This window comes from Parvibaculum sp. (assembly GCF_049651025.1).
Lineage (GTDB): Bacteria > Pseudomonadota > Alphaproteobacteria > Parvibaculales > Parvibaculaceae > Parvibaculum.
In genome coordinates, this window is sequence record NZ_JBASBH010000082.1 from 14,017 (window position 1) to 35,021 (window position 21,005).

Below are 21,005 nucleotides of genomic sequence, written 5' to 3' on the forward strand. Positions count from 1 at the left end.
GCTGCAGCCCAAAATTAATCCACAATGAAGACACTAACGCGATTTGGTTAATAAAGGTTAACCGAAGTCAAAAATTTTGAGAAAATTTTATATGAATGCTCATGCATGCATGGGCTGGAGCATTTGATGCTCGACTGACCCGCTTGCAGACGCTGCTCGGCACTCACTTCGCAAGCGCCGGATCGTGCCGCCATGGAGCAATTTCCATTGCCAAGGTTTACGCGGCCTTAAAACCTTCCGGTCAAGATTACCCGAAGATTTCGTTGAGAGTGACATTTCTCACAATCCGGTTCGCGCATGGCGAGCGGGAAACTGATCGATACGGGGGCCTTGAGGCGTGCAAGCGTTGTTGGCGGAAATAGGCGAACTGGCCGAGGTCAAACATTATGGCCGGGTCGTGAGCATTCAGGGGTTGATGGTGGAAATCGCCGGGCCGCTGCATGCCATGGGCGTTGGTTCGCGGCTTGCCGTATCGAGCCGAAACGGCGAGGACATTGAATGCGAGGTTGTCGGCTTTCGTGACGGCCGCGCGCTTTGCCTGCCGTTCGGATCGCTTGCGGGCATCGGTGTCGGCTGCAAGGCGGTCGTCAGCGCCGAAGAGCCGCATGTCTATCCGACCAGCGCCTGGCTTGGTCGCGTCGTCAATGCGATGGGTGAGCCGATCGATGGTAAGGGTCCGATTGCGCAAGGATCGCTTCCCTACAAGCTGCGCAATGCGCCGCCGCCTGCCCATACGCGCCAGCGCGTGCGCGGCAAGCTCGACCTCGGCGTTCGTGCGCTCAATACATTTCTCTCTTGCTGCCGCGGGCAGCGCATGGGCATTTTTGCGGGCTCGGGTGTGGGCAAGTCCGTGCTGCTTTCCATGCTTGCGCGAAACACGGCTTGCGGCGTCGCCGTGATCGGGTTGATCGGTGAGCGCGGCCGCGAAGTGCAGGAATTCCTTGAAGACGATCTCGGGCCGGAGGGTCTTGCGCGTTCCGTCGTCGTTGTCGCGACGTCGGACGAGGCGGCGCTGATGCGCCGTCAGGCGGCCTATCTCACACTGACCCTCGCGGAATTCTTCCGCGACAAGGGCGAAGACGTGCTTTGCATGATGGATAGCGTGACCCGCTTTGCGATGTCGCAGCGCGAGATCGGCCTTTCGGCCGGCGAGCCGCCGACCAGCAAGGGCTATACGCCGACCGTCTTTGCCGAGTTGCCGAAACTTCTTGAACGTGCCGGACCGGGCACGGGGCAGGGCACGATCACGGGCATTTTCACCGTGCTTGTCGATGGCGACGATCATAATGAGCCTGTCGCGGACGCCGTCCGTTCGATTCTTGACGGGCATATCGTCATGGAGCGCTCGATTGCGGAACGCGGGCGCTATCCGGCGGTCAATATTCTGAAGTCGGTTTCGCGCACCATGCCGGGCTGCAACAGCGAAGAAGAGAACGCACTCATTCGTCGTGCGCGCGGTCTGCTTGCGACCTATGACGATATGGAAGAACTGATCCGGCTGGGCGCCTATCGCTCGGGATCGGACCAGCTTGTCGACGAGGCCATTTTCTATCAACCGGCGCTCGACAAATTTCTTGGACAACGCAAGGACGAGGCGACCGACATGGCAACTGGTTACGCCATGCTCGAAAGCATTCTCTCGCAGCCTATGCCCCCGAAGGAGGTGAATAATGCGCAACCGTGAATCGCTTATCCGCCTGCATCGGTTTCATGTCGATGAGAAGCGCCGCAAGCTTGCCGAGCTTGAGCTGATGCTTCAGGAGTTTCGTGCGCGCGAGCGCGAGCTTGAAGCACAGGTCATGTCCGAGCAGAAGAAAGCGGGCATTTCCGATGTCGCGCATTTTGCCTATCCCATGTTCGCAAAATCCGTCATCCGTCGGCGTCAGAACATTTTGACGTCCATCGAGGATATTGACCGCCAGATCGAGGCGGCCAAGGAAGAGGTTGCGAACGCATTTCGCGAACTCAAGAAATACGAGATCGTCGAGGACAACCGGAAGCGCAGGCATCGCAAGGAAGTGATGCGGGTCGAGCAAATGGAACTCGACGAGGTTGCGATCGGTATTCATCGCCGCCAATAGGCGAGGGGCCTGCTCTCGCATCCCTACCCATAGCGTCTCGGCTCCGTTACAATGCGCGCATCATCAACGAAGTGCCGCGGCGGACCCAAATGCCCTCCTTTGATATTGTTTCCAAAACAAATTTCCCCGAAATCGACAACGCCCTCCAGAACGTCATCAAGGAGGTTGCGCAGCGTTATGATTTCAAGGGCTCGAAATGCACGATCGAGCGCAAGGAACAGGAAATCATCATCAATGCCGACGACGATCTGAAGCTCAAGCAGATGCATGAGCTTCTTCAGGGTCATCTGGTGCGGCGCAAGGTGGATCCGGGCGTGCTCGAATATAAAGACCCCGAAAAAGCGGCGGGGCAGAGCGTTCGCCAGAAGGTTGCGATCAAGGACGGCATCGACAAGGAGCTGGCCAAGCGCATCGTCAAAGATATCAAGGGATCCAGCCTGAAGGTTCAGGTCGCCATTCAAGGCGACGAGCTGCGCGTTTCAGGAAAGAAGCGCGACGACCTCCAGGCTGCGATCCAGTTCGTGAAGGGGCTCAATATCGAGCAGCCCCTGGACTACGAAAACTTCCGCGACTGATATTCGCGACTTTCTAGCTGCGCAGAAATATCCGGCGGATGAGATAGATCAGGCTGATCGCCACGAGATATCCGACGAAGCGGATGGCGGTGAGCTTCAGCACTTCCATATTGGTGAAGTCCGGAATGGTCACGCCTTCGTTCGCGATTGCGTGACGGGCGATCGTCACGGCTTCATGGATGATCGTTGCGCCGAGCGCCCAGCCGATAACCTGGCTATAGGTGCGCATCAATGCGGCGGCGATAACCGCGATGATGATTCCCTGTACGGAACTGACGGTATCGAAGCCTTGTCGCGCCAAGGCCAGAGCCTCATTCGCATATTCGGTAAGCTGCATTTTGTCCCCCAATTCGGCTCACTATTCCCCCCTGCCTCGCAAAGCGGCAACTGCCGGATTTTGGAGCAGGCGCGCAGGTTATCTCAAATCGAGACGGAGTACACTCAATTGCACCGCACAAATAGTTTGTGTGCGTCGCAAAATAGTCACTTGCGCGAGCTTGTGGAGATGATGGTGGCGGGGCGTGGAACCGGCAGCAGAAGGTCGTTTGCCAGCCTGCGCACGGCTTCACTGGCTTTTGCCTGGGGGTGACGGAAAAGTATCGGCGTTTGATGTCGAATGGCGTCTCGCACCAGATCGTCGCGGGGAACAAACCCGGCCAGCGGCGGGTTCAGGCCCAGAAAATTCTTGCAGGCATTGGTCAGGGCAGCATGGGTGCGCCAGGCATGTTCCCTGTCATTGGCCATATTAACGACAATGCGAATGTCCGCCGCCGGCTCCTGAATCGACAGGAGCTTGATGAAGGCATAGGCGTCGGTCAGGGATGTCGGCTCGTCGGTGACGACGACGAGCGTGGTGCTGCCCGGCATACAAAGTGACATCACGCCCTGATCGAGGCCCGCCGCGAGATCGACGACGATATGGGCGTAGCGATCCGACAGGACCTTGAGGCCGCGTGTGATGCCGGAGATTTCAGCTTTTGTGAGCGCGCTCAACACACCCGAACCGGACTTTCCGGCGAGCACGTCAAACCTCGCGCCGCCGCCCGCGCCGCTGACCGAGGGGATTTCATATTTGGTGATCGCCTCATCGAGACGCGCGCGGCCCGCGATGACGGATCCGAGATCGTGCTTGGGTGAGAGGCCAAGCTGCACATCCACATTGGCAAGGCCGAGATCGCCGTCGAAAAGAAGAACGCTGCGGTTCATCTCTGCAAGCGCTTCTGCGAGCGTGATCGAAAGCCATGTCTTGCCGACACCGCCCTTGCCGGACGCCACCTGAATTATACGTGGTGCGGACATGATCGAAATTCCTCGCTGTCTCTATGACGAAGCGGAAAGCGATTTTGCTTCCGCCCGCATTTCATGCGTATCGAGAATGAGGCGCGCGCAAATGGTCGGGTTCATGGAGCCCAAGCCGCGCGCGAGATAGGGTGTCACACTTATCTGCGCAAGTGAAAGGCGCGATGCATCGGCTGCGGCCAGCAACGGCCCGATGCGACGTGAAATATCGACATGGGTGGCGATAATGCGACGCGCGCCGAGTTGCGCGAAGGTGCAGGCGACTTCGGCGAGGAGCGTTGCATCGCCGGTTGCAGACAGCGTGAGCACAGGTTCGGCATTGGCGACCAGTCGCGCCGTATCGGTCAATCGTTTCAGGATTGCGAAATCCGTGCGGTCGAAGGGATTGACGCTTGTCGTATCGATGAAGCGGGGGCGCGGCGCTTGCGTCATGCTGCGCGCGGAAGTTTGCAGCAGGCGCGTCAGTGCCTCGGCATTTTCTGCGGGATGGACCTGAAGGCCGAGCAACTGGCCGTAGGATTCGCATTGAGCGGCGGCGCCCGCGCGTTCCGTGTCGGTTGTGTAAAGCTCGACTTGCGCTTCTTCCATGACCGCGTTGGCGGCGAGTTTAGCCATTGTGACGGTTTTTCCCGAGCCGGGCAGGCCGACGAGCATGATCGGTGTCAGCGGCAATGTCGGCACAGGTTCGAAGCCGAGCCGCGTCTCGAGTGCGCGGGCGAGTGCGGCAACAGCATCGTCATGGCCGAGCGCCTTTGATGCGGCGACAAGTGCGTCGCGCAATTTCGCTGGCACACCTTGCGCATCGAGCGCTTCGGCGATCAGCGTTTCGTCGAATTCGATGCCGGAATGGCCGGAGGGATTGCGCGTCTGCGGTGGCGTCGCACGCAGGCGGTCGCGGAAAAGCTGCTCCAGCGAGGCTTCAATTTCGGGAAGATCACCGGTCGGGCCGCCCGCTCCGGCCGGTTCCGGTCGCGCGGTTTCGATGGCGGCTGTGACTTCCATGCGGCCCGCATCGTTCGTGAAGCTCGAAACGATGATGGCGTCGGACCCGAGTTCGCGCCGAACCTGATCGATCGCCTCGGCCATATTCGCCGCGATGAAGGTTCTCAGCCGCACCTGTCTTTACCCCTTTTGACTTAAACCGTGCCGACGGTGCGCAGGCGCGCGCGCGGATGAATTTCGTTTTGTGACATGACGAAGGTCTGCGGGCGGAAGCGCTCGATGATGGAGCGCACATAAGGCCGCACGCCGGGGCTCGTCAAGAGCACAGGCACTTCGCCCGAGCGACCCGCATCCTCGAATGTGTCGCGCATGGCGGCAATGAACTCCTGCAGCTTCGACGGCTGCATGGCGAGCTGCTTCTCGTCGCCCTGACCGACCAGCGATTCCGCGAAGGACTGTTCCCAACGCGGCGACAGCGTGACGAGGGGCAGCGTGTTGGCGCTGTCGGAATGAGAGGCACAGATCTGGCGCGCGAGGCGAGCGCGGACATGCTCGGTGATGAGGTTGAGGCTCTGCGTATGGCCCACGGCTTCCGCGATGCCTTCCATGATGGTCGGAAGGTCGCGGATGGAGATGCGTTCCGTCAGAAGCGTCTGGAGAACGCGCTGAATACCGGTGACCGTAATCTGCGCCGGAACGATATCCTCGACGAGCTTCTTGTGCTCCTTGCCGAGTTCGTCCATGAGCTTCTGCACTTCGGCGTAGGAAAGCAGGTCCGCCATGTTGTCGCGGATGATTTCGGTCAGATGCGTCGTCAGCACGGTCGGCGGATCGACAACCGTGTAGCCGCGGAAGGATGCTTCCTCGCGCAGACCTTCGTCGATCCAGGTCGCGGGCAGGCCGAAAGCCGGTTCCGTCGTGTGGAGGCCGGGAAGCTCGATGCGATTGCCGAGCGGGTCCATGACGAGAAGCTGGTTCACATAAACTTCGCCGCGACCGGCTTCGACTTCCTTGACGCGGATCGCATAGGAGTTGGCTTCAAGCTGCACATTGTCGAGGATGCGCACCGACGGCATGACGAAGCCCATGTCGGTTGCAAGCTGGCGACGCAGCGCCTTGATCTGCTCGGTGAGCTTCTGGTGATCCTTGCCATTGATGAGCGGCAGCAGCGCGTAGCCGATTTCGAGGCGCAGCTCGTCCATCTTGAGCGCGGTGCTGATCGGCTCATCAGCGGCGGGCACCGATTCCGTTTTGGTGATTTCCGCCTGAACCAGAGCTGCCGCCTTGTCCTTGTGCGCCTTCTTTACATAGTAGGCGATGCTGCCTGTCGCGCCGGCGAGAGCCAGAAAGGGGATGGCGGGAAGGCCAGGCAGAAGCGCCATGATGGCCATGACGATGGAGGACAGGCCGAGAGCCTGCGGATAGCCGGAGAGCTGATCGAAGAGCGCCTGATCGGCCGCGCCTTCAACGCCTGCCTTCGACACGAGAAGACCGGCTGCGGTCGAAACGATCAGGGCCGGGATCTGGCTCACGAGGCCGTCGCCGACGGTCAGGATCGTATAGGTCTGCGCCGCATCGGCGAAGCTCAGGTTGTTTTGCGCGACGCCGACGATAATGCCGCCAATGACGTTGATGAAGGTGATGAGCAGGCCTGCAACCGCGTCGCCGCGCACGAACTTCGAGGCACCGTCCATCGCGCCGAAGAAGGAGCTTTCGTTTTCAAGATCGCTGCGGCGCTGGCGCGCCACCTTGTCGTCGATGAGACCGGCGGAGAGATCGGCGTCGATCGCCATCTGCTTGCCGGGCATGGCGTCCAATGTGAAGCGCGCCGCGACTTCCGCGATGCGGCCTGAACCCTTGGTGATGACGACGAAGTTCACGATCACGAGGATCGAGAAGACAATGACGCCGATGACGAAATTGCCCTGCATGACGAAGTGGCCGAAGGCCTCGATGACCTTGCCCGCCGCGTCGGTGCCGTCATGGCCGTGGCTGAGAATGAGGCGCGTCGATGCGAGATTCAGCGCGAGGCGCAGCATGGTCGCGATCAGCAGTACGGTCGGGAAGGCGCTGAATTCGAGCGGCTTCTGAATGAAGAGCGCCGTCATCAGAACGAGTACGGAGAATGTGATCGAGATGGCGAGCGAGAAGTCGAGCAGGAAGGCGGGCATCGGCAGGATGAGGACGACGATGATCGCCAGCACGCCGATGGCCAGCGCAAGGTCGCCGCGCTTGGCAAGATTGCCGAGAATGCCGAGCGGCGTAAGGCCGGGCAGGCCGAAGCCGCTCAGTATTCCGCCTGTCTTTGGATTGGCCGCACTCGCGTCGCTCATCAGAGCCGTCTCCCGGTCGTATTGCAGAGTTTCTTAGAAGATCAACCGTAGCTGGCGCGCGCTTCGCCGCCAGGCATCGGAACCGAGGCACCGGCCTCTGTGTATTCCTTCAGCTTGTTGCGAAGCGTACGGATCGAGATGCCGAGAATATTGGCGGCATGTGTGCGATTGCCGAGGCAATGATCGAGCGTCTTCAGGATGAGGTCCTGTTCGACTTCGGACACGGTGCGTCCGACGAAGGTGCGCGTTGCTGCATCGGCGGCGGCTGCAGCCTTTTGTGCGACGCCGAAAGCAGGCGCCGCGTTGTCATACTGCGAACCGTCCGGCAGGCGGATGGCTTCGACGTCAATTTCGGGGCCGGTGCTCAGCAGCACGGCGCGGTGCATCGTGTTTTCAAGTTCGCGCACGTTGCCGGTCCAGTTGTGGCGGGTCAGGAAGCGGCGAGCTTCAAGCGAAACCGGCTTTGCGGCAACGCCGTTCGCACGGGCATAGCGTTCGGCGAAATGTTCGGTCAGCGCCAGAATGTCGGCCGGGCGTTCGCGCAGCGGCGGCAGCTTCAGGTTGACGACGTTCAGGCGATAGAAAAGGTCTTCGCGGAAGCGGCCCGAGCGTGCGTCGCCCTGCAGATCGCGGTTCGAGGTCGCGAGGATGCGGATGTTGACCTTGACAGGGGCCTTGCCGCCGACGCGGTCGATCTCGCGCTCCTGAATTGCGCGCAGGAGTTTTGCCTGCAGGCGCAGATCCATCTCGCTGATTTCGTCGAGCAGCAGCGTGCCGCCATCGGCTTCTTCGAACTTGCCGATACGGCGCGCGACGGCGCCAGTGAAAGCGCCTTTCTCATGGCCGAAGAGTTCGGATTCAAGCAGGTTTTCTGGGATCGCGGCGCAGTTCACCGAAATGAACGGCTTGTCGCGGCGCAGCGACTTGCGGTGAAGGTAGCGGGCCATGACTTCCTTGCCCGTGCCGCTTTCGCCCGTGATCAGGATGCTTGCATCGGACGGTGCGACCTGGTCGGCGAGGCGGATCATTTCCGCCATCTTCGGATCCTTGAAGATGAAGGAGTGGCCGTCATCGGCGACGGCGGCGAGCACGGCGGCGATGAGCTCGGCGTCGGGCGGCAGCGGGATATATTCCTTGGCGCCCGCGCGGATCGCGTTGACGGCGGCGCGCGCATCGGTGTCGACGCCGCAGGCAACGACCGGCACGCAGATGTGCTCGGCAGCAAGGCTTGCGATCATCGCGGCGATGTCGCAGCGAACATCGACCATGAGAAGGTCCGCGCCGCGGCCTGAACGCAAGGTCTCGATGGCCTGTTCCACCGTTTCCGTGTGGGTGACCTTGGCGCCTTTGGCCATGGCCATTTTGGTGGCGGTGGAGAGTTGGCCGTTCAGGGTTCCGACGATCAGAAGGCGCATATGCGGCACTCCTCTTTCTTTATTCTTACTAGCGACACGAATTTATGATTTACGGGACGGCGTTTAGTTTGCGCCGCCCTTGATGATTTCCGTCATGGTGACGCCGAGGCGATCATCGACGACGACGACCTCGCCACGCGCGACCAGCCGGTCGTTGACATAGATGTCGATGGCTTCGCCGACCTTGCGATCAAGTTCGACAATCGTGCCGCGGCCGAGCTTGAGGAGGCTCGAGACTTCCATATGCGTCTTGCCGAGAACGGCGGAGACATTGACCGGCACGTCGAAGACGGCTTCAAGGTCGTGCGCCATGCGAACGCGTTCGGCATCGCTCTCGTCTTCGACCTCGACGGGCAGGTCCGCGCTCAGCGGAACGGCGCTGGAGAGGTCGGGCAGGGAGATTTCGTCATCCGGATTGGACATGGCTCAGCTCCTGGAAGATGTTGAATTGCGCGTCTCGGGCATGGCGAGACGATCAAGATCAGTATTGGCGCCGCCGAGTGTTGCGACGTAACGCGCGATTGTTTCGGAAATTTCTTTTTCTATGTCGGCGCGCGAACGGACAACGCCGCCATCCGCCCATTCGACAACACAGTCGCCTTCGGCAATGTCGGTCTGGCCGAGAAGAATGATGCGGCCTGCAAGGCCACGTTCCATGGCCATGCGATCGACGGTTTCCTTGAGGCGGTCGACGAATGCGCTCGCGACGCGAAGCACGATATGAGGCTCGCGGTTCAAATGCGTAAGGCAATCGCGGAGCACGGCCTCGATCTCGCTTTCGGGGCGCGTGGCGATCAGCGCGGGCGCAAGCTTTTGTGCGACCGTCATGGCGAGAGCGACGGCTTCGCCGCGAATGACGGCGCCTTCAGCCTGGAGCGCGGCGAGAAGGCTTGTGGCGTTTGCCGCAAAGCTTTCCATGGCCGAGCCGAGTTCGGAATCCGACTGGCCGTGCGCTTCCGCCTGGCCGGCAAGAAAACCTGCCGCATGGCCTTCGGCGCGCGCGCGCTCAATATCTTCCTCGGTGAAGCGCGGCAATGCCTCCGCAGGCTCTGACACCGGCTGGTCGCCGCCGTCAAAGCGCGTATCGAAGGTAAATCTCACTGCTCGCTTCGTATTCATTTACATGACGTCCGGTTCGGAGATGCTTGAGCGCATCAGTAGATCAGTTCGTCTTCTTCGTTATTCGCCGCGATCATGATCTCGCCCTTCTGAGCGAGATCCTTCGCGATGTTCACCATGGTCGTTTGCGCCTCGTCGACATCCTTGAGGCGGACCGGGCCCATGAGTTCCATGTCTTCGCGCAAGATCTTGCCGGCGCGTTCGGACATGTTGGCAAAGAAGAGATCGCGCATCGTGTCCGACGAACCCTTGAGCGCGATGCCAAGCTTGTTCTTGTCGATGGCGCGGAGAAGCGTCTGGACGGAGCCGGGGTCGAGTTTGGCGAGATCTTCGAATGTGAACATCAGCGCCTTGATCTTCTCGGCGGATTCGCGGCTGCGCTCTTCCAGCGCGGCAAGGAAGCGGCCTTCGGTCTGGCGGTCGAAATTGTTGAAGATTTCGGCCATCAGCTCATGCGCATCGCGGCGGTTCGAGCGCGATAGGTTCGACATGAATTCGGCGCGCAGCGTCTGCTCGACCTTGTCGAGAATGTCCTTCTGAACGGATTCCATGCGAAGCATGCGCGTGACGACTTCAAGCGCGAAGTCTTCAGGCAGATGGGGCAGCACACGCGCGGCGTGATCGGCTCTGATCTTGGAGAGGATGACGGCGACGGTCTGGGGATATTCGTTCTTCAGATAGCTCGCCAGAACCTGCTCGTTCACGTTGGCGAGTTTTTCCCACATGGTGCGACCGGCAGGGCCACGGATTTCATCCATGACCGAATTGACGCGGTCTTCTGAGAGAAATTTCGACAGCAGGCGCTCGGTCGACTCGTAAGAGCCGATCAGCGCGCCGGTGCCCGACATCTTCGATGCGAATTCGATGAGAAGCTTTTCGACCGTACCGGCCTGCACGGTGCCGAGCGTCGACATGATCTGCGACATTTCGCGAATCTCGTCGTCGTCGAACATGTCCCAAAGCGTCGCTGCATCGTCGGCGCCCATGGCAAGCATGAAGATCGCCGCTTTCTGCGGACCGGTCAGACCCTTGTCTTCTTGTTTTTTCGGTGCGGTTGCCACTGGTCAGATCCTCAAACGGCTTCGTGCAGCCAGCTGCGCAGAATGGAAATGGATTCATCAGGATGGACGGCGACCAGTTCACCGATCTTGCGGACGGATGAGCCTTTCACCTTGCCCGCGACCTGGGCGATGTCGATCAGCGTGTCGTCGCCAAAGCTCTGGTCGCTGTTGCCGATAAGCGCGGCGGAAATATCGTCGCCCGAAACCGAGCCGTCGGGGGCGGGGAGGGCGGCGCCGGAGTGAGCCTGCTGGCTGGCCAGTGCAAGCGGTGCGGCGCTGCGTCCCGCGCCTGCGCCGATACGGGCGAGCATGGGACGGAAGACGAAAAACATTGCAATGAGTGCGAGGATCGCGAGCACGCCGAACTCGCTGAGGCGCATATAGTCGGCTTTGGTCAGGCCGAGGAAGGGTTCGGCGTCCGCCTTGCCCGCATCGAAAGGCGCAGGCGTTGCGAACTGAAGATTGACGACCTGGATCTGATCGCCGCGGGCGGCTTCAAAGCCGACAGCCGATTTGACCAGCGCTTCGATCTTGGAGAGCTCCTGCTCGGAACGGGGCGCATAGACGGGCTTGCCGCTTGCGTCCGGCGCATAGACACCATCGACGAGGACCGCGATCGAGAGGCGGCGGACGCGGCCTGGCTCGAGCACTTCCGTTTTCGTCGTGCGCGAGATTTCGTAGTTGACCGTTTCCTCGTTGCGGTTCGACTGCTGATGCGATGTCGTCGCGCCGTCGCCGCCGGTCGGATTGGCGTTGGGCAGATTGTTGCCGACCGAGACGGACTGCGACTGCTTGCCGTCCGTGTTGTTCGACGTATCTTCGACCGTCTGCGTCGAGCGCACGACCTGGCCGTTCGGATCGTAAACGTCCGAGGTCTGCGTGACGCGGTTGTAATCCATCTGCGCGGTCACTTCGACGCGCGCCTTGTCGAGACCGACAACGCGACCGACGATATCTTCAACATGGGTACGCAGACGCGTTTCGTAATTCGCGCGCTGTTCGTCGATTGTGGCGGAGATCATCGAGCGGCCATCGTCGCCCATGCCGCTTGCGAGCAGCGTTCCGCGCTCGTCAACGATGGACACGTGGCCGGGCGTCAGGCCTTCAACGGCTGAAGCGACGAGCTGCTGGATCGCCTTCACCTGCAGCGACGCGAGCGAGCCGCGCACCTTGAGGACGATGGAGGCGGACGGTTCGCGCTTGTCGCGCGAAAAAAGTTCACGCTCGGGGAGCACCAGATGGACGCGGACGGCGTCAATGCCTTCAATCGAGCGAATGGTGCGCGACAGCTCGCCTTCAAGCGCGCGCAGATGATTGATGTTCTGGAGGAAATTCGTCGTGCCGAGGGCGGCGGCGTTGTCGAAGATTTCGTAACCGACGGTGCCGCCAGCGGGGAGGCCTTTTGCGGCAAGCGACATGCGGAGCTTCAGCACAGCGCTTTCAGGCGCATAAATCGTCGTGCCGTCGCCCTTGAGCTGATACTCGACCTTCATCGCATCGAGCGCGGCCGTCATCTTGGCTGCGTCTTCCGGCGCGACATCGGCAAAAAGCAGAGCCATCGGTTCGGCGGACATCCGCAGACCCAGATAGCCGAAGAAACCCAGAAGCGCTGCGGCCACAAGGCCCAGCGCTGCGAGTCTGACCAGACCCAGCGATTTAATAAGATTCGAGACGTCGCCCACGTTCCCACCTCAAGTGTCACCGCGCCGAGCCTTCATCCCTTCCTTGGATAAAAGTCAGTGCAAGACACCAGGCCAGCGACAAATTCTTTGTCCCCGAAGGAGCCGCGCCCAATATGCCCAAAGAGCCCAAGCGGATCCCGATCCCGTGCCGGTAGGTAAAAATTACCGCGACAGCCTAAACAGATGCTTAACGCGCCCGGCAATTTTTGCCGATCAGGCTGGAATAGGTGAGAACAAAACGGAAAACGCCGGCGAAGGTGACCTCGCCGGCGTCCGTAGGACAGTAAGTACGCAGATACAGTGTCTATCTCACTGCCTGTACTGTTGAACCCTTGTGGCCCGAAGACCAGCCAGCCCGTGACGTTCGATCGAACGTTGCCAGCTCAGGAATTCTTCAACCGTCAGCGTGTAGCGACGGCAGGCGTCGTCGAGGCTGATGAGCCCGCCACGAACCGCGGCAACGACTTCAGCCTTGCGGCGGATGACCCAGCGCTTCGTATTCGATGGCGGCAAATCAGCCACAGTGAGCGGCGTCCCATCGGGGCCGATCACATAGTTGAGTTTCGTATGGTGCTGCTCACTCATCGAACAGTTTCTCCGTGTTCGTTACTGACAGACACTCTACGGGCGCCCGGTTTAAAAAACGGATAAGTCGCTAGATAAAATTTGACCCAATTTCAAAGACTTAACCGTGTCATCGTGGGACGGAAATCGTCTCAGGAGCCGGTTGAGGGCGTGCCGACAGCGAGCACTTTCGAATAGTTGATCTGGGCACCGTTGACGGTCAGCAGCGGGTCCGAACTGCTCAGATCGACAGCCGTCACGATCCCCTTGGTGGTCACGTTTCCACCGACTGGAGCGCCGCTTGCGTCATTGGCGACGACCTGCAGGAAATAGGTGCCGTCATCCTGGGCGACGCCGGACTTGTCCTTGCCGTCCCAGTTGAAGGTTTGCGTGCCGGATTTGCCGTCGAGCTGCTTGGTGAAGACGGTGGCGCCGTTCTTGTCGAGCACCGAAACGGTCGTGCTCGGGGCATCCTTGTTGAGCGTGATCGTCCACTTGGCTGCCCCGTCTTTCAGCACGGCACCGCCGCCGACGCCTTCGACTTCCTTGCCGATGAGGTTGATGGCCGTCGCAGACGCCTGAAAGGCGCTGGCGCTAATCAGCGTCTCAAGGTTGCTGTTCGTCTGGATCGCCTGTTCCACGCTCGACATCTGCACGAGCTGCTGGGTGAAGGTTTCCGACTTCATCGGATCGAGCGGGTTCTGGTTCTTGAGCTGCGTCGTGAGCAGCGTCAAAAACATGTTGAAGTTGCCCGCAAGCGCGTTGGCTGCCACGCCTGACTTGCTGGCACCGTTTGTCGATGCTGCTGCCTGCGCCTGTGCGGCGGAAATCGCGGCGATATCCATTTGTATTTCCTTGCTTCAGACGCGAATGTCTACGCCGCCGGTGGCGGAAAGATTGATGTTGTAGACGGAGGTCTTGATCGTTTCTTCCGCAGCCGCCGTGTCGCCGGTTGAAGAAGTGCCTGCGGTATCGGAACCAAAGCCTTGCGCATTGCCGCCCGCGTTCTGATCGCGCAGCGAGAATTCGAGGCTGTCGCCATTTGCTTGCAGGCCTGCATCATTGAGCGCCTGCTGAAGGGCGCGCGCGTCGCGCTGGAGCAGATCGAGCGTTTCGGGTCGGTCGACGATCAGATGCGCGGCGACGTTGCCGTCCTTTTTGACTTCCATGCGAACGTCGATGCGGCCCATCTCCGCCGGGTCGAGGCGGATGTCGAAGCGGTTGACGCCCTTCTGCAGATTGCGCGCGACCTGCAGTGCAATCGTCATGGCGGGAATCTGTGTCGGCGTCGTCTGCCCGGGCAGGGTTCCAACGCGCACGGTCGCGGTATTCGAGTTCTGGTTGCTCGACCCGACATTCTGAAGATCGCTCAGGCGCGCCGTCCCGGCACTGTCGGTACTTGTTGCGGTAACGGCGCTTCCGTCGCCGCCTGTGGTGTTAGCGACCATCTTGGCGAAATTCGTCGGTGCGGCGGCAACAGCGGAGGACTGCGCAGGTTGCTGCTGTGCGTTTGGAGTTGCCTGCTGCGCGGCGGCGGTCTTGTTGTCGGATTTTTCCGCAAGGCTTGCGGCGGCTTCGTGACCGAGGCCGTCCTTGCCTTTGATGGTGAGGCCCGCATCGGGGTCTGTTTCGTCGACCGGCGTCGGTTCCCCGTTCGAATCCGTATTCGCATTTGCGGCAAGGGCAACAAGCGGCGTCTGGGCCGCGGGCACGGGCGCGGCGGCGGCTATGGCGTCGGGTTTCAGGTCGGTGCTGGCTGTTTGCGCTGCCGGTGCGGCCGCGTGAGCAGGATTGAGAGAGAGCGCCAGGTCGAGGGGCACTTCGTCTTTATTTTCACCTTTGGCGGCTTTTTCATCCGATTTGGGTGCAGTCGCCTCGGCAATTTTGGGTGTGTCCGGGCCCGTTGCGACATTCGTTGCTGCGTCGGGCAGGGCGGCATCGGGCTTGTCGGCGGCAATCTGGTCGCCGGCTTGAAGCGACGCGGCATCCGGGCTGCTGCCTTCGGCCTTCTCCCCCGTTTCGGCAACTACGGACTTCGGCGCATCTGCAACCGGCATGACCGGGGCGGCGGCAATCGGCGTTGCCGCGCTCTCGGTTGCGTCACTATCGGCGTCTTTCTGGACCGAGGTGTCCTTTTCGGGCTTCTGGGCGTCGCGCGTGCTTTCGCTCCGGTCGCGCTGGCGCCGGTCGGCCGTACGGTCGTCGCGCGAGCGGCTGGCGTCCAGATGGCGCTCGAAACCGCCCGAGCCATTGGCTGCGTCATTTTGACGGGCCGCCGTGGGCAAGACCGAAGTCGGATCGATCTGGCTCGTTCGGAAGCTTACGGAAGAGGGAAGGCCCATAACTCATACCCCGGCGAAATGCTTGGCAGGCATCACTAATCCTCGTGAGCCCATTCTGGTTCGCATTCATGGAAGCAAGCGCCGGGCCATATGGGTTGCGATAAATTCGCGGGTAAATTCAATGGCTTGCCCATTGACGGCAGGGCCTCACGCGACGATATTCCTGCCGGGTCCGGCAATTATTGCCGGGAAGAGGCGCCAAATTTCGTGCGCCGCATCCTGAAGGCCAAGATACGAGCCATGCGCGCACCCTTCGATGAAGTGACCGGTCTCAATAGCCTCGATCTCCCCGGACGACCGGAGGAGACGCGGGTGGTTGTTGCCATGTCCGGTGGCGTCGACAGCTCGGTGACGGCGGCGCTGCTCAAGGAGCAGGGTTACGACGTCGTCGGCATCACCATGCAGCTCTACGATCACGGCGTTGCGGTGCAGAAGAAGGGCGCCTGCTGTGCGGGGCAGGACATTCAGGATGCGCGGCGCGTGGCCGAGCGCATCGGCATTCCGCATTATGTTCTCGACTATGAAGAGCGCTTCCGCCGCGCCGTCATGGACGACTTTGCCGAATCCTATGTGGCGGGCGAGACGCCCATCCCTTGCGTCCGTTGCAATGAGCGCGTGAAGTTTCGCGATCTGCTGACGACCGCGCGCGATCTTGGTGCGGCGGCGCTGGCGACGGGTCATTACATCGCCAGCCGTGCAGGCGCTGCCGGCCGCGAGCTTCATCGGCCGCGCGATTTCGATCGCGACCAGAGCTATTTCCTTTTCACGACGACGCGTGAGCAGCTTGATTTTCTGCGCTTTCCGCTTGGCGATCTGACGAAGCAGCAGACGCGCGAGATAGCGCAGCGCATGGAGCTTTCCGTTGCCGACAAGCCTGACAGTCAGGACATCTGCTTCGTGCCGACGGGGCGCTACGTCAACATCATCGACAGGTTGAAGCCCGGCGCGTCGGGCGAGGGCGATATCGTTCACATGGACGGGCGCGTTCTCGGGCGGCACAAGGGCATTATCCATTACACGATCGGCCAGCGGCGCGGTCTCGGCCTTGGCGCGAGCGGGCCGGAGGATCAACCGCTTTTCGTTGTGAAACTCGACGCGGCGGCCAAGCGTGTCGTTGTCGGGCCGAAGTCGGCGCTTGCGACACATCGTCTGACGCTTCGCGACGTGAACTGGCTGGGCGATGGTCCCTTCGAAGCGGTTGCCGATCTTGAAATCCTGACAAAAGTGCGCTCGACGGCGGCGCCTGTTGCGGCGCGCGTCACGGCGACGGGCGCGGCTACGGCGGAGATCGAGCTTGTCGAGGGCGAAGACGGAATTGCGCCGGGTCAGGCTTGTGTTTTTTACGACAAGTCCGGTTTGCGCGTTCTGGGGGGCGGCTTCATTGCCATGGCGCATCTCGATGCACTTGAAGATGAAGGCCTTCCCGCCGCGCGCCGCTTGGCTTCGGGTTAGCAGCTAATCTATTTATGTGAGCGTAGTGGTCCGCATGGCCACAATTCGGGCTGGATCGACAAGATAAAGTGCTTGCGAGTATGGCTTCCGGACCCTCACATTAGGGCCAGCCGGGCAAAGGTGGGGAGAACGAGTTTGACGGGTATAGCGCGCATCGACGAGCAGTCGGTCCTGAAGGCTTATGCGCGCTGGGCGCCGGTCTATGACTGGTCATTCGGACCCATTGCCGATTTTGGCCGCAAGCGCGCCATCGACATCATCAACCAGCGTTCGGGCACTCTGCTCGAAGTGGGCGTGGGCACCGGCGTCGCCTTGCCGCGCTACGCGCCGCATCTCACGATCACCGGCATCGATTTCTCGCCCGACATGCTTCGCAAGGCGCGGACACGCACGCGTGAGCGCAAGCTGCACAATGTCGCCGGGCTTTATGAGATGGATGCATCGGAGCTTCGCTTTGAGGACGCGTCCTTCGACACGGTCGTCGCCATGTATGTGATGACGGTGGTGCCCGATCCCTTGAAGGTGCTGCAGGAACTGGAGCGCGTCTGCGCTCCGGGCGGCGAGGTTGTGATCGTCAATCACTTCGCGCAGGATCACGGGATTCGCGGGCAGGTCGAACGTTGGATGGCGCCGGCTGCGCGTGCTCTTGGCTGGCATCCCGATTTTCGTATCGAGACCATCACGGATGCGACGACGCTCGAGCTCATCGAGACGCGTTCGCTGAAGCCCATGGGCCTTTTCACCATGCTGCGTTTCCGAAAAGCGGAAGCAAGCGAAGAAAAGGCTCCGGCCTGAGGCTTTTCAGCCTCTTTTCCCACAAGTGGCTGCCTCAACCTTGACAGGCTTTGAGGCTGCCCTTTATATCCCCACTTCTTCAAGACGCGGCGCTCGACAGAGTTCCCGTCGGCTTGGGGCGGAGTAGCTCAGTTGGTTAGAGCAGCGGAATCATAATCCGCGTGTCGGCGGTTCGAATCCGTCCTCCGCTACCAAATTCCCTCATCAAAAAAATCATCGGCTTTTGTTACTCCGCAATCCCCGGAGCCTATCGCCTCCGGGGTTGGTACGGCTCTTGCCTTTTGAAGTTCAGAATCAGCCCTGTGGCGTCGGATTTCGGTCCGTTCGTGCCAAACGGGGCCATGAGCGTAATGAGGTGAGACAGATGAAGACCTATCTTTCTAAATATTGGATGGCCTTGAGTGGCGTGGGCACCGTTGCTGCCGTTGTCGTCGTTTATGCTTTCGCCACAGCGACGCCGGCCTATGCCTGTGCTGTCGGGGGTTCGGGTTCCAACAACAACTGGAACTGGAACTTCAATGGCAACTGGAACAGCAACAGCAATACCAACGGCAATTCGAATTCAAACTCGAACTCGAACTCGAACAGCAATTCGCGGACAGTCGAATTGCGCGGGATTGGCGGCTGATATTTTGGTCACGTTTTCAGAACGGACATTCGACGCGGAATAGACAAGCGCGCCCGTTGCCGGGATGCTGGAACTCCAGAGTTTCGGCGTGGAGTTGAAGGCGCGGTGCGGCGGCGAAGGCTTCCGCGTGGGCGTAGAAATTGTCGCCCAGAATCGGGTGGCCGAGGCTCAGCATGTGGACCCGGAGCTGATGTGAGCGTCCGGTGGCAGGATAGAGGCGGAGGCGCGTTGTCGTGGCTTCGCGCTCTATCACTTCCCAGTCCGTCTGGGCCGAGCGGCCTTTTTCATGATCGATCATTTGTTTGGGGCGGTTCGGCCAGTCGCAGGCGATAGGCAGGTCGACGCGGCCCTTGTCTTGCGCGACATAGCCCCAGACGCGCGCGACATAGGACTTGTTCGTCTTGCGCGTTTCAAACTGCATGCTGATATCGGCGTGCGCCTTGCGGTTCATGCCCATCACCACGACGCCCGACGTGTCCTTGTCGAGGCGGTGGATCGTCCTGGCGCTGGGGTATAGTTCGGAGGCACGGCTTTCGAGGCAGTCCGCATGCTCGGCCGGTTTTCCCGGCACACTCAGCAATCCGCTCGGCTTTGACAGCACCAATATGTCGTCGTCGCGATGAATGACGGCGAGATAAGGCGTCATCGGCGGCGCATAGTGGAACGGCTTTGGCGGCTCGTTTTGCATGGGCTCAATCAATAGTGAGGCGGCGGAGGCTCGACAGGGGCGGGCTCTCCAGACGTTTCCTCGACCGCATGAACGCGGGTGCCGAGATTGTCGAGCTTGCGCGCCAGAGCCTCTATTTCGAGCCATTGCCTCGCGATCGTATCGTTCAGATCCTCGATCGTCTGGTCCTGGTGAGCGAGCTGGATTTCCAGCTCGTCGATCCTGCGGCTCAGGGCGGAGATGTCCGTCATATCATTGGCCTGTCAATCGCGGATGAGTTTGCGTTTGTCGTTCGGCGACAGCTTCTTGACGGCGTGTTCCGCTTTCGAGGCTTGCGACCTGTCCGGATAGGTTTGCACGAGCAGGATACGGCTCGGAGGATAGCTTCGCGTGAATTTCGCACCACGACCGCAGGCATGCGCCTTGTAGCGCGCCTCCACGTCAACGGTGATCCCCGTATAGAGCCTGCCACCGGCGCATTCGAGGATGTAGAGATACCAGGCCTTCTGCGTCATGCGAGGCAGAATAGCCGCTCGCACGCTTCGGCTCAAAGACCCTGGAAGCTGACGAGCTTTCTGCGTTGGGTGTCCCACAGCGCCAGCGGTGCAGTCTTGAAGCTCTGAAGGATCGTCAGACGATTGATCGTCTTCAGTTCCGGCTTTGCGTCGAGGCATTCCTGCAGGCGGTAGTTGGGGATATGGCTGCACAGGTGGTGAATGTGGTGCAGGCCGATATTGCCCGTGAACCACTGCAGGACGCGCGGCAGCACATAGTAGGAGCTGCCCAGAAGTCCGGCAGTCTGGCGATCCCAGACGCCATTTTTATCCCACTGCGTATTTTCGAACTGGTGCTGGACGTAGAAGAGCCAGACGCCCATGGCGGCGGCGAAAATGAGAACGGGCAGGACCAGAACCGCAAAATGTTCCCAGCCGAGAATGAAGACGAGGCCGCCGTAAAATACGAGCATTGCGAGATTGTGAAGCATGACGCTGCTCCACATTTCCCATGCGGGTCTTTGCAGGGTCAGCGGAAGACGCTGCAGCACCAGGAAATGGATCGGGCCGCCGATGATGAGAAGGAAAGCCGGGTTGCGATAGATGCGATAGGCAATGCGGCGCAGACGCGGGAGCGCCGCATATTCATCAGTCGTCAACGTGTCGATGTCGCCGAAGCCGCGCCGATCGAGATTGGATGAAGAGGCATGGTGCAGCGCGTGAAGGCGGCGCCAATAGGCATAGGGCGTGATGGTGAGCAGGCTGAGAATGCGGCCTGTGATGGCATTGGCGCGACGCGAGGCGAAGAATGAACCGTGGCCGCAATCGTGCTGAATGATGAAGAAGCGCAAGGCGCAACCCGCGGTCGGAATCGACAGCAGCAGGGTCAGCCAATATCCATATTCAAGGCTCGCATACATTGCGGCCGAGAGCAGGACGAATGGAATGGTTGTCGTCGCGATCTGTCCGATCGCGCGCATCGTGTCCGGCGTGCGATAGGTCGCACAATGCGCGGCGAATTCTTTAATTCTTGATTGCATGAAGCTTTGTGCCCCGGGGGCTTGTTCGATTTTATGAAGGGTAAGACCGGAACCTTGTATTCCGGTCAACGGCCTGAACCGACTTGTGCGTCGGGCGTGCGAAAGGCTTGGGTCCGCTCAGATGGAGCTGTGCTGATTGCTGTAGTCGACACGTTGGCCGACCAGCATCGCCGCTTCGCGTTTGAAGGCGGGCATGCAGATTTTCTCGAGCATCGGATCGACAGCTGCCTTGTCGGCCATTGTCTTGTCGGTGATGCTGATGCGTTTCAGATCGCTATCGTCATCCTTGACCTTGAGAAGGGGCAAGCCCTTCGGGATCGTCAGCATCGATCGCGACTCCAGTACGCTGTCGTATGTGGTGAGAACCGGATATTAGGTGGCCCCCGCAGACTGTCAATCACGAACTCCCGCGGCAAAAGCGCGAAAGAATTCGCTGAAATTATTGCGTACAGGCGATATCCATTGTCTGTCGCTTTCCGCATGAATGCCCGGCTTGAGGCTTTGGCCCCGGGTTGC

The 21,005-nt window shown here is 60.4% G+C and carries 23 protein-coding genes and 1 tRNA gene; 7 read left to right on the forward strand and 17 right to left on the reverse strand.

Features of this window, described 5'->3' with window-relative positions; genetic code table 11:
- Window positions 1-337: 337 nt before the first annotated feature.
- From fliI to WA943_RS11180, 3 genes are all read left to right on the forward strand, one after another.
- On the forward strand, window positions 338-1,684 hold the full coding sequence (gene fliI / locus WA943_RS11170; protein ID WP_424469955.1) for a flagellar protein export ATPase FliI: 1,347 nt from the start codon (window positions 338-340) through the stop codon (window positions 1,682-1,684).
- Window positions 1,671-2,081: a flagellar export protein FliJ gene (fliJ, locus tag WA943_RS11175; protein ID WP_424469956.1), complete on the forward strand. Its 411-nt coding sequence runs from the start codon at window positions 1,671-1,673 to the stop codon at window positions 2,079-2,081. Before fliI ends, fliJ begins: the two co-directional genes overlap by 14 nt.
- Before the next feature lie 89 nt (window positions 2,082-2,170).
- Window positions 2,171-2,656 carry a YajQ family cyclic di-GMP-binding protein gene (locus tag WA943_RS11180; RefSeq protein ID WP_424469957.1) on the forward strand — a complete coding sequence of 162 codons (486 nt, stop codon included), beginning with the start codon at window positions 2,171-2,173 and terminating at the stop codon, window positions 2,654-2,656.
- A 13-nt stretch (window positions 2,657-2,669) separates the two neighbouring features.
- Here the strand turns inward: WA943_RS11180 and WA943_RS11185 are convergent, their stop codons facing one another.
- From WA943_RS11185 to WA943_RS11240, 12 genes are all read right to left on the reverse strand, one after another.
- Window positions 2,670-2,993 (reverse strand): hypothetical protein, encoded by a 324-nt coding sequence (locus WA943_RS11185; RefSeq protein ID WP_424469958.1) that lies wholly within the window; start codon window positions 2,991-2,993, stop codon window positions 2,670-2,672.
- Between the two features lie 146 nt (window positions 2,994-3,139).
- Entirely contained in the window at window positions 3,140-3,955 is an 816-nt protein-coding gene (locus WA943_RS11190; RefSeq protein WP_424469959.1) for a MinD/ParA family protein, read from the reverse strand.
- Window positions 3,956-3,976: 21 nt separating this feature from the next.
- A complete protein-coding gene (locus tag WA943_RS11195; RefSeq protein WP_424469960.1) occupies window positions 3,977-5,071 on the reverse strand; it encodes an AAA family ATPase in 1,095 nt (364 codons plus the stop codon).
- A 20-nt stretch (window positions 5,072-5,091) separates the two neighbouring features.
- A complete protein-coding gene (gene flhA / locus WA943_RS11200; RefSeq protein WP_424469961.1) occupies window positions 5,092-7,230 on the reverse strand; it encodes a flagellar biosynthesis protein FlhA in 2,139 nt (712 codons plus the stop codon).
- Window positions 7,231-7,271: 41 nt separating this feature from the next.
- Window positions 7,272-8,645: a sigma-54-dependent transcriptional regulator gene (locus tag WA943_RS11205; protein WP_424469962.1), complete on the reverse strand. Its 1,374-nt coding sequence runs from the start codon at window positions 8,643-8,645 to the stop codon at window positions 7,272-7,274.
- Window positions 8,646-8,708: 63 nt separating this feature from the next.
- Entirely contained in the window at window positions 8,709-9,068 is a 360-nt protein-coding gene (gene fliN, locus WA943_RS11210; protein WP_424469963.1) for a flagellar motor switch protein FliN, read from the reverse strand.
- A gap of 3 nt (window positions 9,069-9,071) precedes the next feature.
- Window positions 9,072-9,764 (reverse strand): FliH/SctL family protein, encoded by a 693-nt coding sequence (fliH, locus tag WA943_RS11215; RefSeq protein ID WP_424469964.1) that lies wholly within the window; start codon window positions 9,762-9,764, stop codon window positions 9,072-9,074.
- Between the two features lie 35 nt (window positions 9,765-9,799).
- Window positions 9,800-10,825 carry a flagellar motor switch protein FliG gene (gene fliG, locus WA943_RS11220; protein WP_424469965.1) on the reverse strand — a complete coding sequence of 342 codons (1,026 nt, stop codon included), beginning with the start codon at window positions 10,823-10,825 and terminating at the stop codon, window positions 9,800-9,802.
- 11 nt (window positions 10,826-10,836) lie between these two features.
- Window positions 10,837-12,507 carry a flagellar basal-body MS-ring/collar protein FliF gene (gene fliF, locus WA943_RS11225; RefSeq protein WP_424469966.1) on the reverse strand — a complete coding sequence of 557 codons (1,671 nt, stop codon included), beginning with the start codon at window positions 12,505-12,507 and terminating at the stop codon, window positions 10,837-10,839.
- Window positions 12,508-12,816: 309 nt separating this feature from the next.
- Window positions 12,817-13,092, reverse strand: coding sequence for a DUF1153 domain-containing protein (locus WA943_RS11230; protein ID WP_424469967.1), 276 nt, complete (start codon window positions 13,090-13,092; stop codon window positions 12,817-12,819).
- A gap of 131 nt (window positions 13,093-13,223) precedes the next feature.
- Window positions 13,224-13,916: a flagellar hook assembly protein FlgD gene (locus WA943_RS11235; protein WP_424469968.1), complete on the reverse strand. Its 693-nt coding sequence runs from the start codon at window positions 13,914-13,916 to the stop codon at window positions 13,224-13,226.
- A 15-nt stretch (window positions 13,917-13,931) separates the two neighbouring features.
- The gene (locus WA943_RS11240; RefSeq protein ID WP_424469969.1) at window positions 13,932-15,413 is read right to left on the reverse strand and encodes a flagellar hook-length control protein FliK; all 1,482 of its coding nucleotides are present in this window, start codon (window positions 15,411-15,413) and stop codon (window positions 13,932-13,934) included.
- A 240-nt stretch (window positions 15,414-15,653) separates the two neighbouring features.
- On the opposite strand from WA943_RS11240, the gene mnmA reads away from it, so the two are divergent.
- The 4 genes from mnmA (at window position 15,654) to WA943_RS11260 (ending at window position 18,288) form a co-directional block, all read left to right on the forward strand.
- On the forward strand, window positions 15,654-16,865 hold the full coding sequence (mnmA, locus tag WA943_RS11245; protein WP_424469970.1) for a tRNA 2-thiouridine(34) synthase MnmA: 1,212 nt from the start codon (window positions 15,654-15,656) through the stop codon (window positions 16,863-16,865).
- Between the two features lie 135 nt (window positions 16,866-17,000).
- Complete coding sequence (locus WA943_RS11250; protein ID WP_424469971.1) at window positions 17,001-17,660, forward strand: class I SAM-dependent methyltransferase; 660 nt, start codon at window positions 17,001-17,003, stop codon at window positions 17,658-17,660.
- A 117-nt stretch (window positions 17,661-17,777) separates the two neighbouring features.
- Window positions 17,778-17,854, forward strand: a tRNA-Met gene (locus tag WA943_RS11255).
- Window positions 17,855-18,024: 170 nt separating this feature from the next.
- Window positions 18,025-18,288: a hypothetical protein gene (locus WA943_RS11260; protein ID WP_424469972.1), complete on the forward strand. Its 264-nt coding sequence runs from the start codon at window positions 18,025-18,027 to the stop codon at window positions 18,286-18,288.
- Window positions 18,289-18,304: 16 nt separating this feature from the next.
- Here the strand turns inward: WA943_RS11260 and WA943_RS11265 are convergent, their stop codons facing one another.
- From WA943_RS11265 to WA943_RS11285, 5 genes are all read right to left on the reverse strand, one after another.
- Window positions 18,305-18,976: a pseudouridine synthase gene (locus WA943_RS11265; protein WP_424469973.1), complete on the reverse strand. Its 672-nt coding sequence runs from the start codon at window positions 18,974-18,976 to the stop codon at window positions 18,305-18,307.
- A gap of 8 nt (window positions 18,977-18,984) precedes the next feature.
- On the reverse strand, window positions 18,985-19,206 hold the full coding sequence (locus WA943_RS11270; protein WP_424469974.1) for a SlyX family protein: 222 nt from the start codon (window positions 19,204-19,206) through the stop codon (window positions 18,985-18,987).
- A 12-nt stretch (window positions 19,207-19,218) separates the two neighbouring features.
- Complete coding sequence (locus WA943_RS11275) at window positions 19,219-19,470, reverse strand: GIY-YIG nuclease family protein (protein WP_424469975.1); 252 nt, start codon at window positions 19,468-19,470, stop codon at window positions 19,219-19,221.
- A 32-nt stretch (window positions 19,471-19,502) separates the two neighbouring features.
- Window positions 19,503-20,489 carry a fatty acid desaturase gene (locus WA943_RS11280; protein ID WP_424469976.1) on the reverse strand — a complete coding sequence of 329 codons (987 nt, stop codon included), beginning with the start codon at window positions 20,487-20,489 and terminating at the stop codon, window positions 19,503-19,505.
- A gap of 117 nt (window positions 20,490-20,606) precedes the next feature.
- On the reverse strand, window positions 20,607-20,816 hold the full coding sequence (locus WA943_RS11285; RefSeq protein ID WP_424469977.1) for a hypothetical protein: 210 nt from the start codon (window positions 20,814-20,816) through the stop codon (window positions 20,607-20,609).
- Window positions 20,817-21,005 lie beyond the last annotated feature (189 nt).

Coding starts and splice junctions, on each gene's coding strand:
- WA943_RS11205 (WP_424469962.1), bottom strand. CDS start 8,645: ATGCGCCTTCTGATCGTCGGAACCCTGAACGGCCAACTCTCCACCGCC.
- WA943_RS11180 (WP_424469957.1), top strand. CDS start 2,171: ATGCCCTCCTTTGATATTGTTTCCAAAACAAATTTCCCCGAAATCGAC.
- WA943_RS11285 (WP_424469977.1), bottom strand. CDS start 20,816: ATGCTGACGATCCCGAAGGGCTTGCCCCTTCTCAAGGTCAAGGATGAC.
- WA943_RS11280 (WP_424469976.1), bottom strand. CDS start 20,489: ATGCAATCAAGAATTAAAGAATTCGCCGCGCATTGTGCGACCTATCGC.
- WA943_RS11230 (WP_424469967.1), bottom strand. CDS start 13,092: ATGAGTGAGCAGCACCATACGAAACTCAACTATGTGATCGGCCCCGAT.
- WA943_RS11190 (WP_424469959.1), bottom strand. CDS start 3,955: ATGTCCGCACCACGTATAATTCAGGTGGCGTCCGGCAAGGGCGGTGTC.
- WA943_RS11270 (WP_424469974.1), bottom strand. CDS start 19,206: ATGACGGACATCTCCGCCCTGAGCCGCAGGATCGACGAGCTGGAAATC.
- flhA (WP_424469961.1), bottom strand. CDS start 7,230: ATGAGCGACGCGAGTGCGGCCAATCCAAAGACAGGCGGAATACTGAGC.
- WA943_RS11185 (WP_424469958.1), bottom strand. CDS start 2,993: ATGCAGCTTACCGAATATGCGAATGAGGCTCTGGCCTTGGCGCGACAA.
- mnmA (WP_424469970.1), top strand. CDS start 15,654: ATGCGCGCACCCTTCGATGAAGTGACCGGTCTCAATAGCCTCGATCTC.
- WA943_RS11265 (WP_424469973.1), bottom strand. CDS start 18,976: ATGCAAAACGAGCCGCCAAAGCCGTTCCACTATGCGCCGCCGATGACG.
- WA943_RS11260 (WP_424469972.1), top strand. CDS start 18,025: ATGAAGACCTATCTTTCTAAATATTGGATGGCCTTGAGTGGCGTGGGC.
- fliN (WP_424469963.1), bottom strand. CDS start 9,068: ATGTCCAATCCGGATGACGAAATCTCCCTGCCCGACCTCTCCAGCGCC.
- WA943_RS11240 (WP_424469969.1), bottom strand. CDS start 15,413: ATGGGCCTTCCCTCTTCCGTAAGCTTCCGAACGAGCCAGATCGATCCG.
- WA943_RS11275 (WP_424469975.1), bottom strand. CDS start 19,470: ATGACGCAGAAGGCCTGGTATCTCTACATCCTCGAATGCGCCGGTGGC.
- WA943_RS11235 (WP_424469968.1), bottom strand. CDS start 13,916: ATGGATATCGCCGCGATTTCCGCCGCACAGGCGCAGGCAGCAGCATCG.
- fliJ (WP_424469956.1), top strand. CDS start 1,671: ATGCGCAACCGTGAATCGCTTATCCGCCTGCATCGGTTTCATGTCGAT.
- fliH (WP_424469964.1), bottom strand. CDS start 9,764: ATGAATACGAAGCGAGCAGTGAGATTTACCTTCGATACGCGCTTTGAC.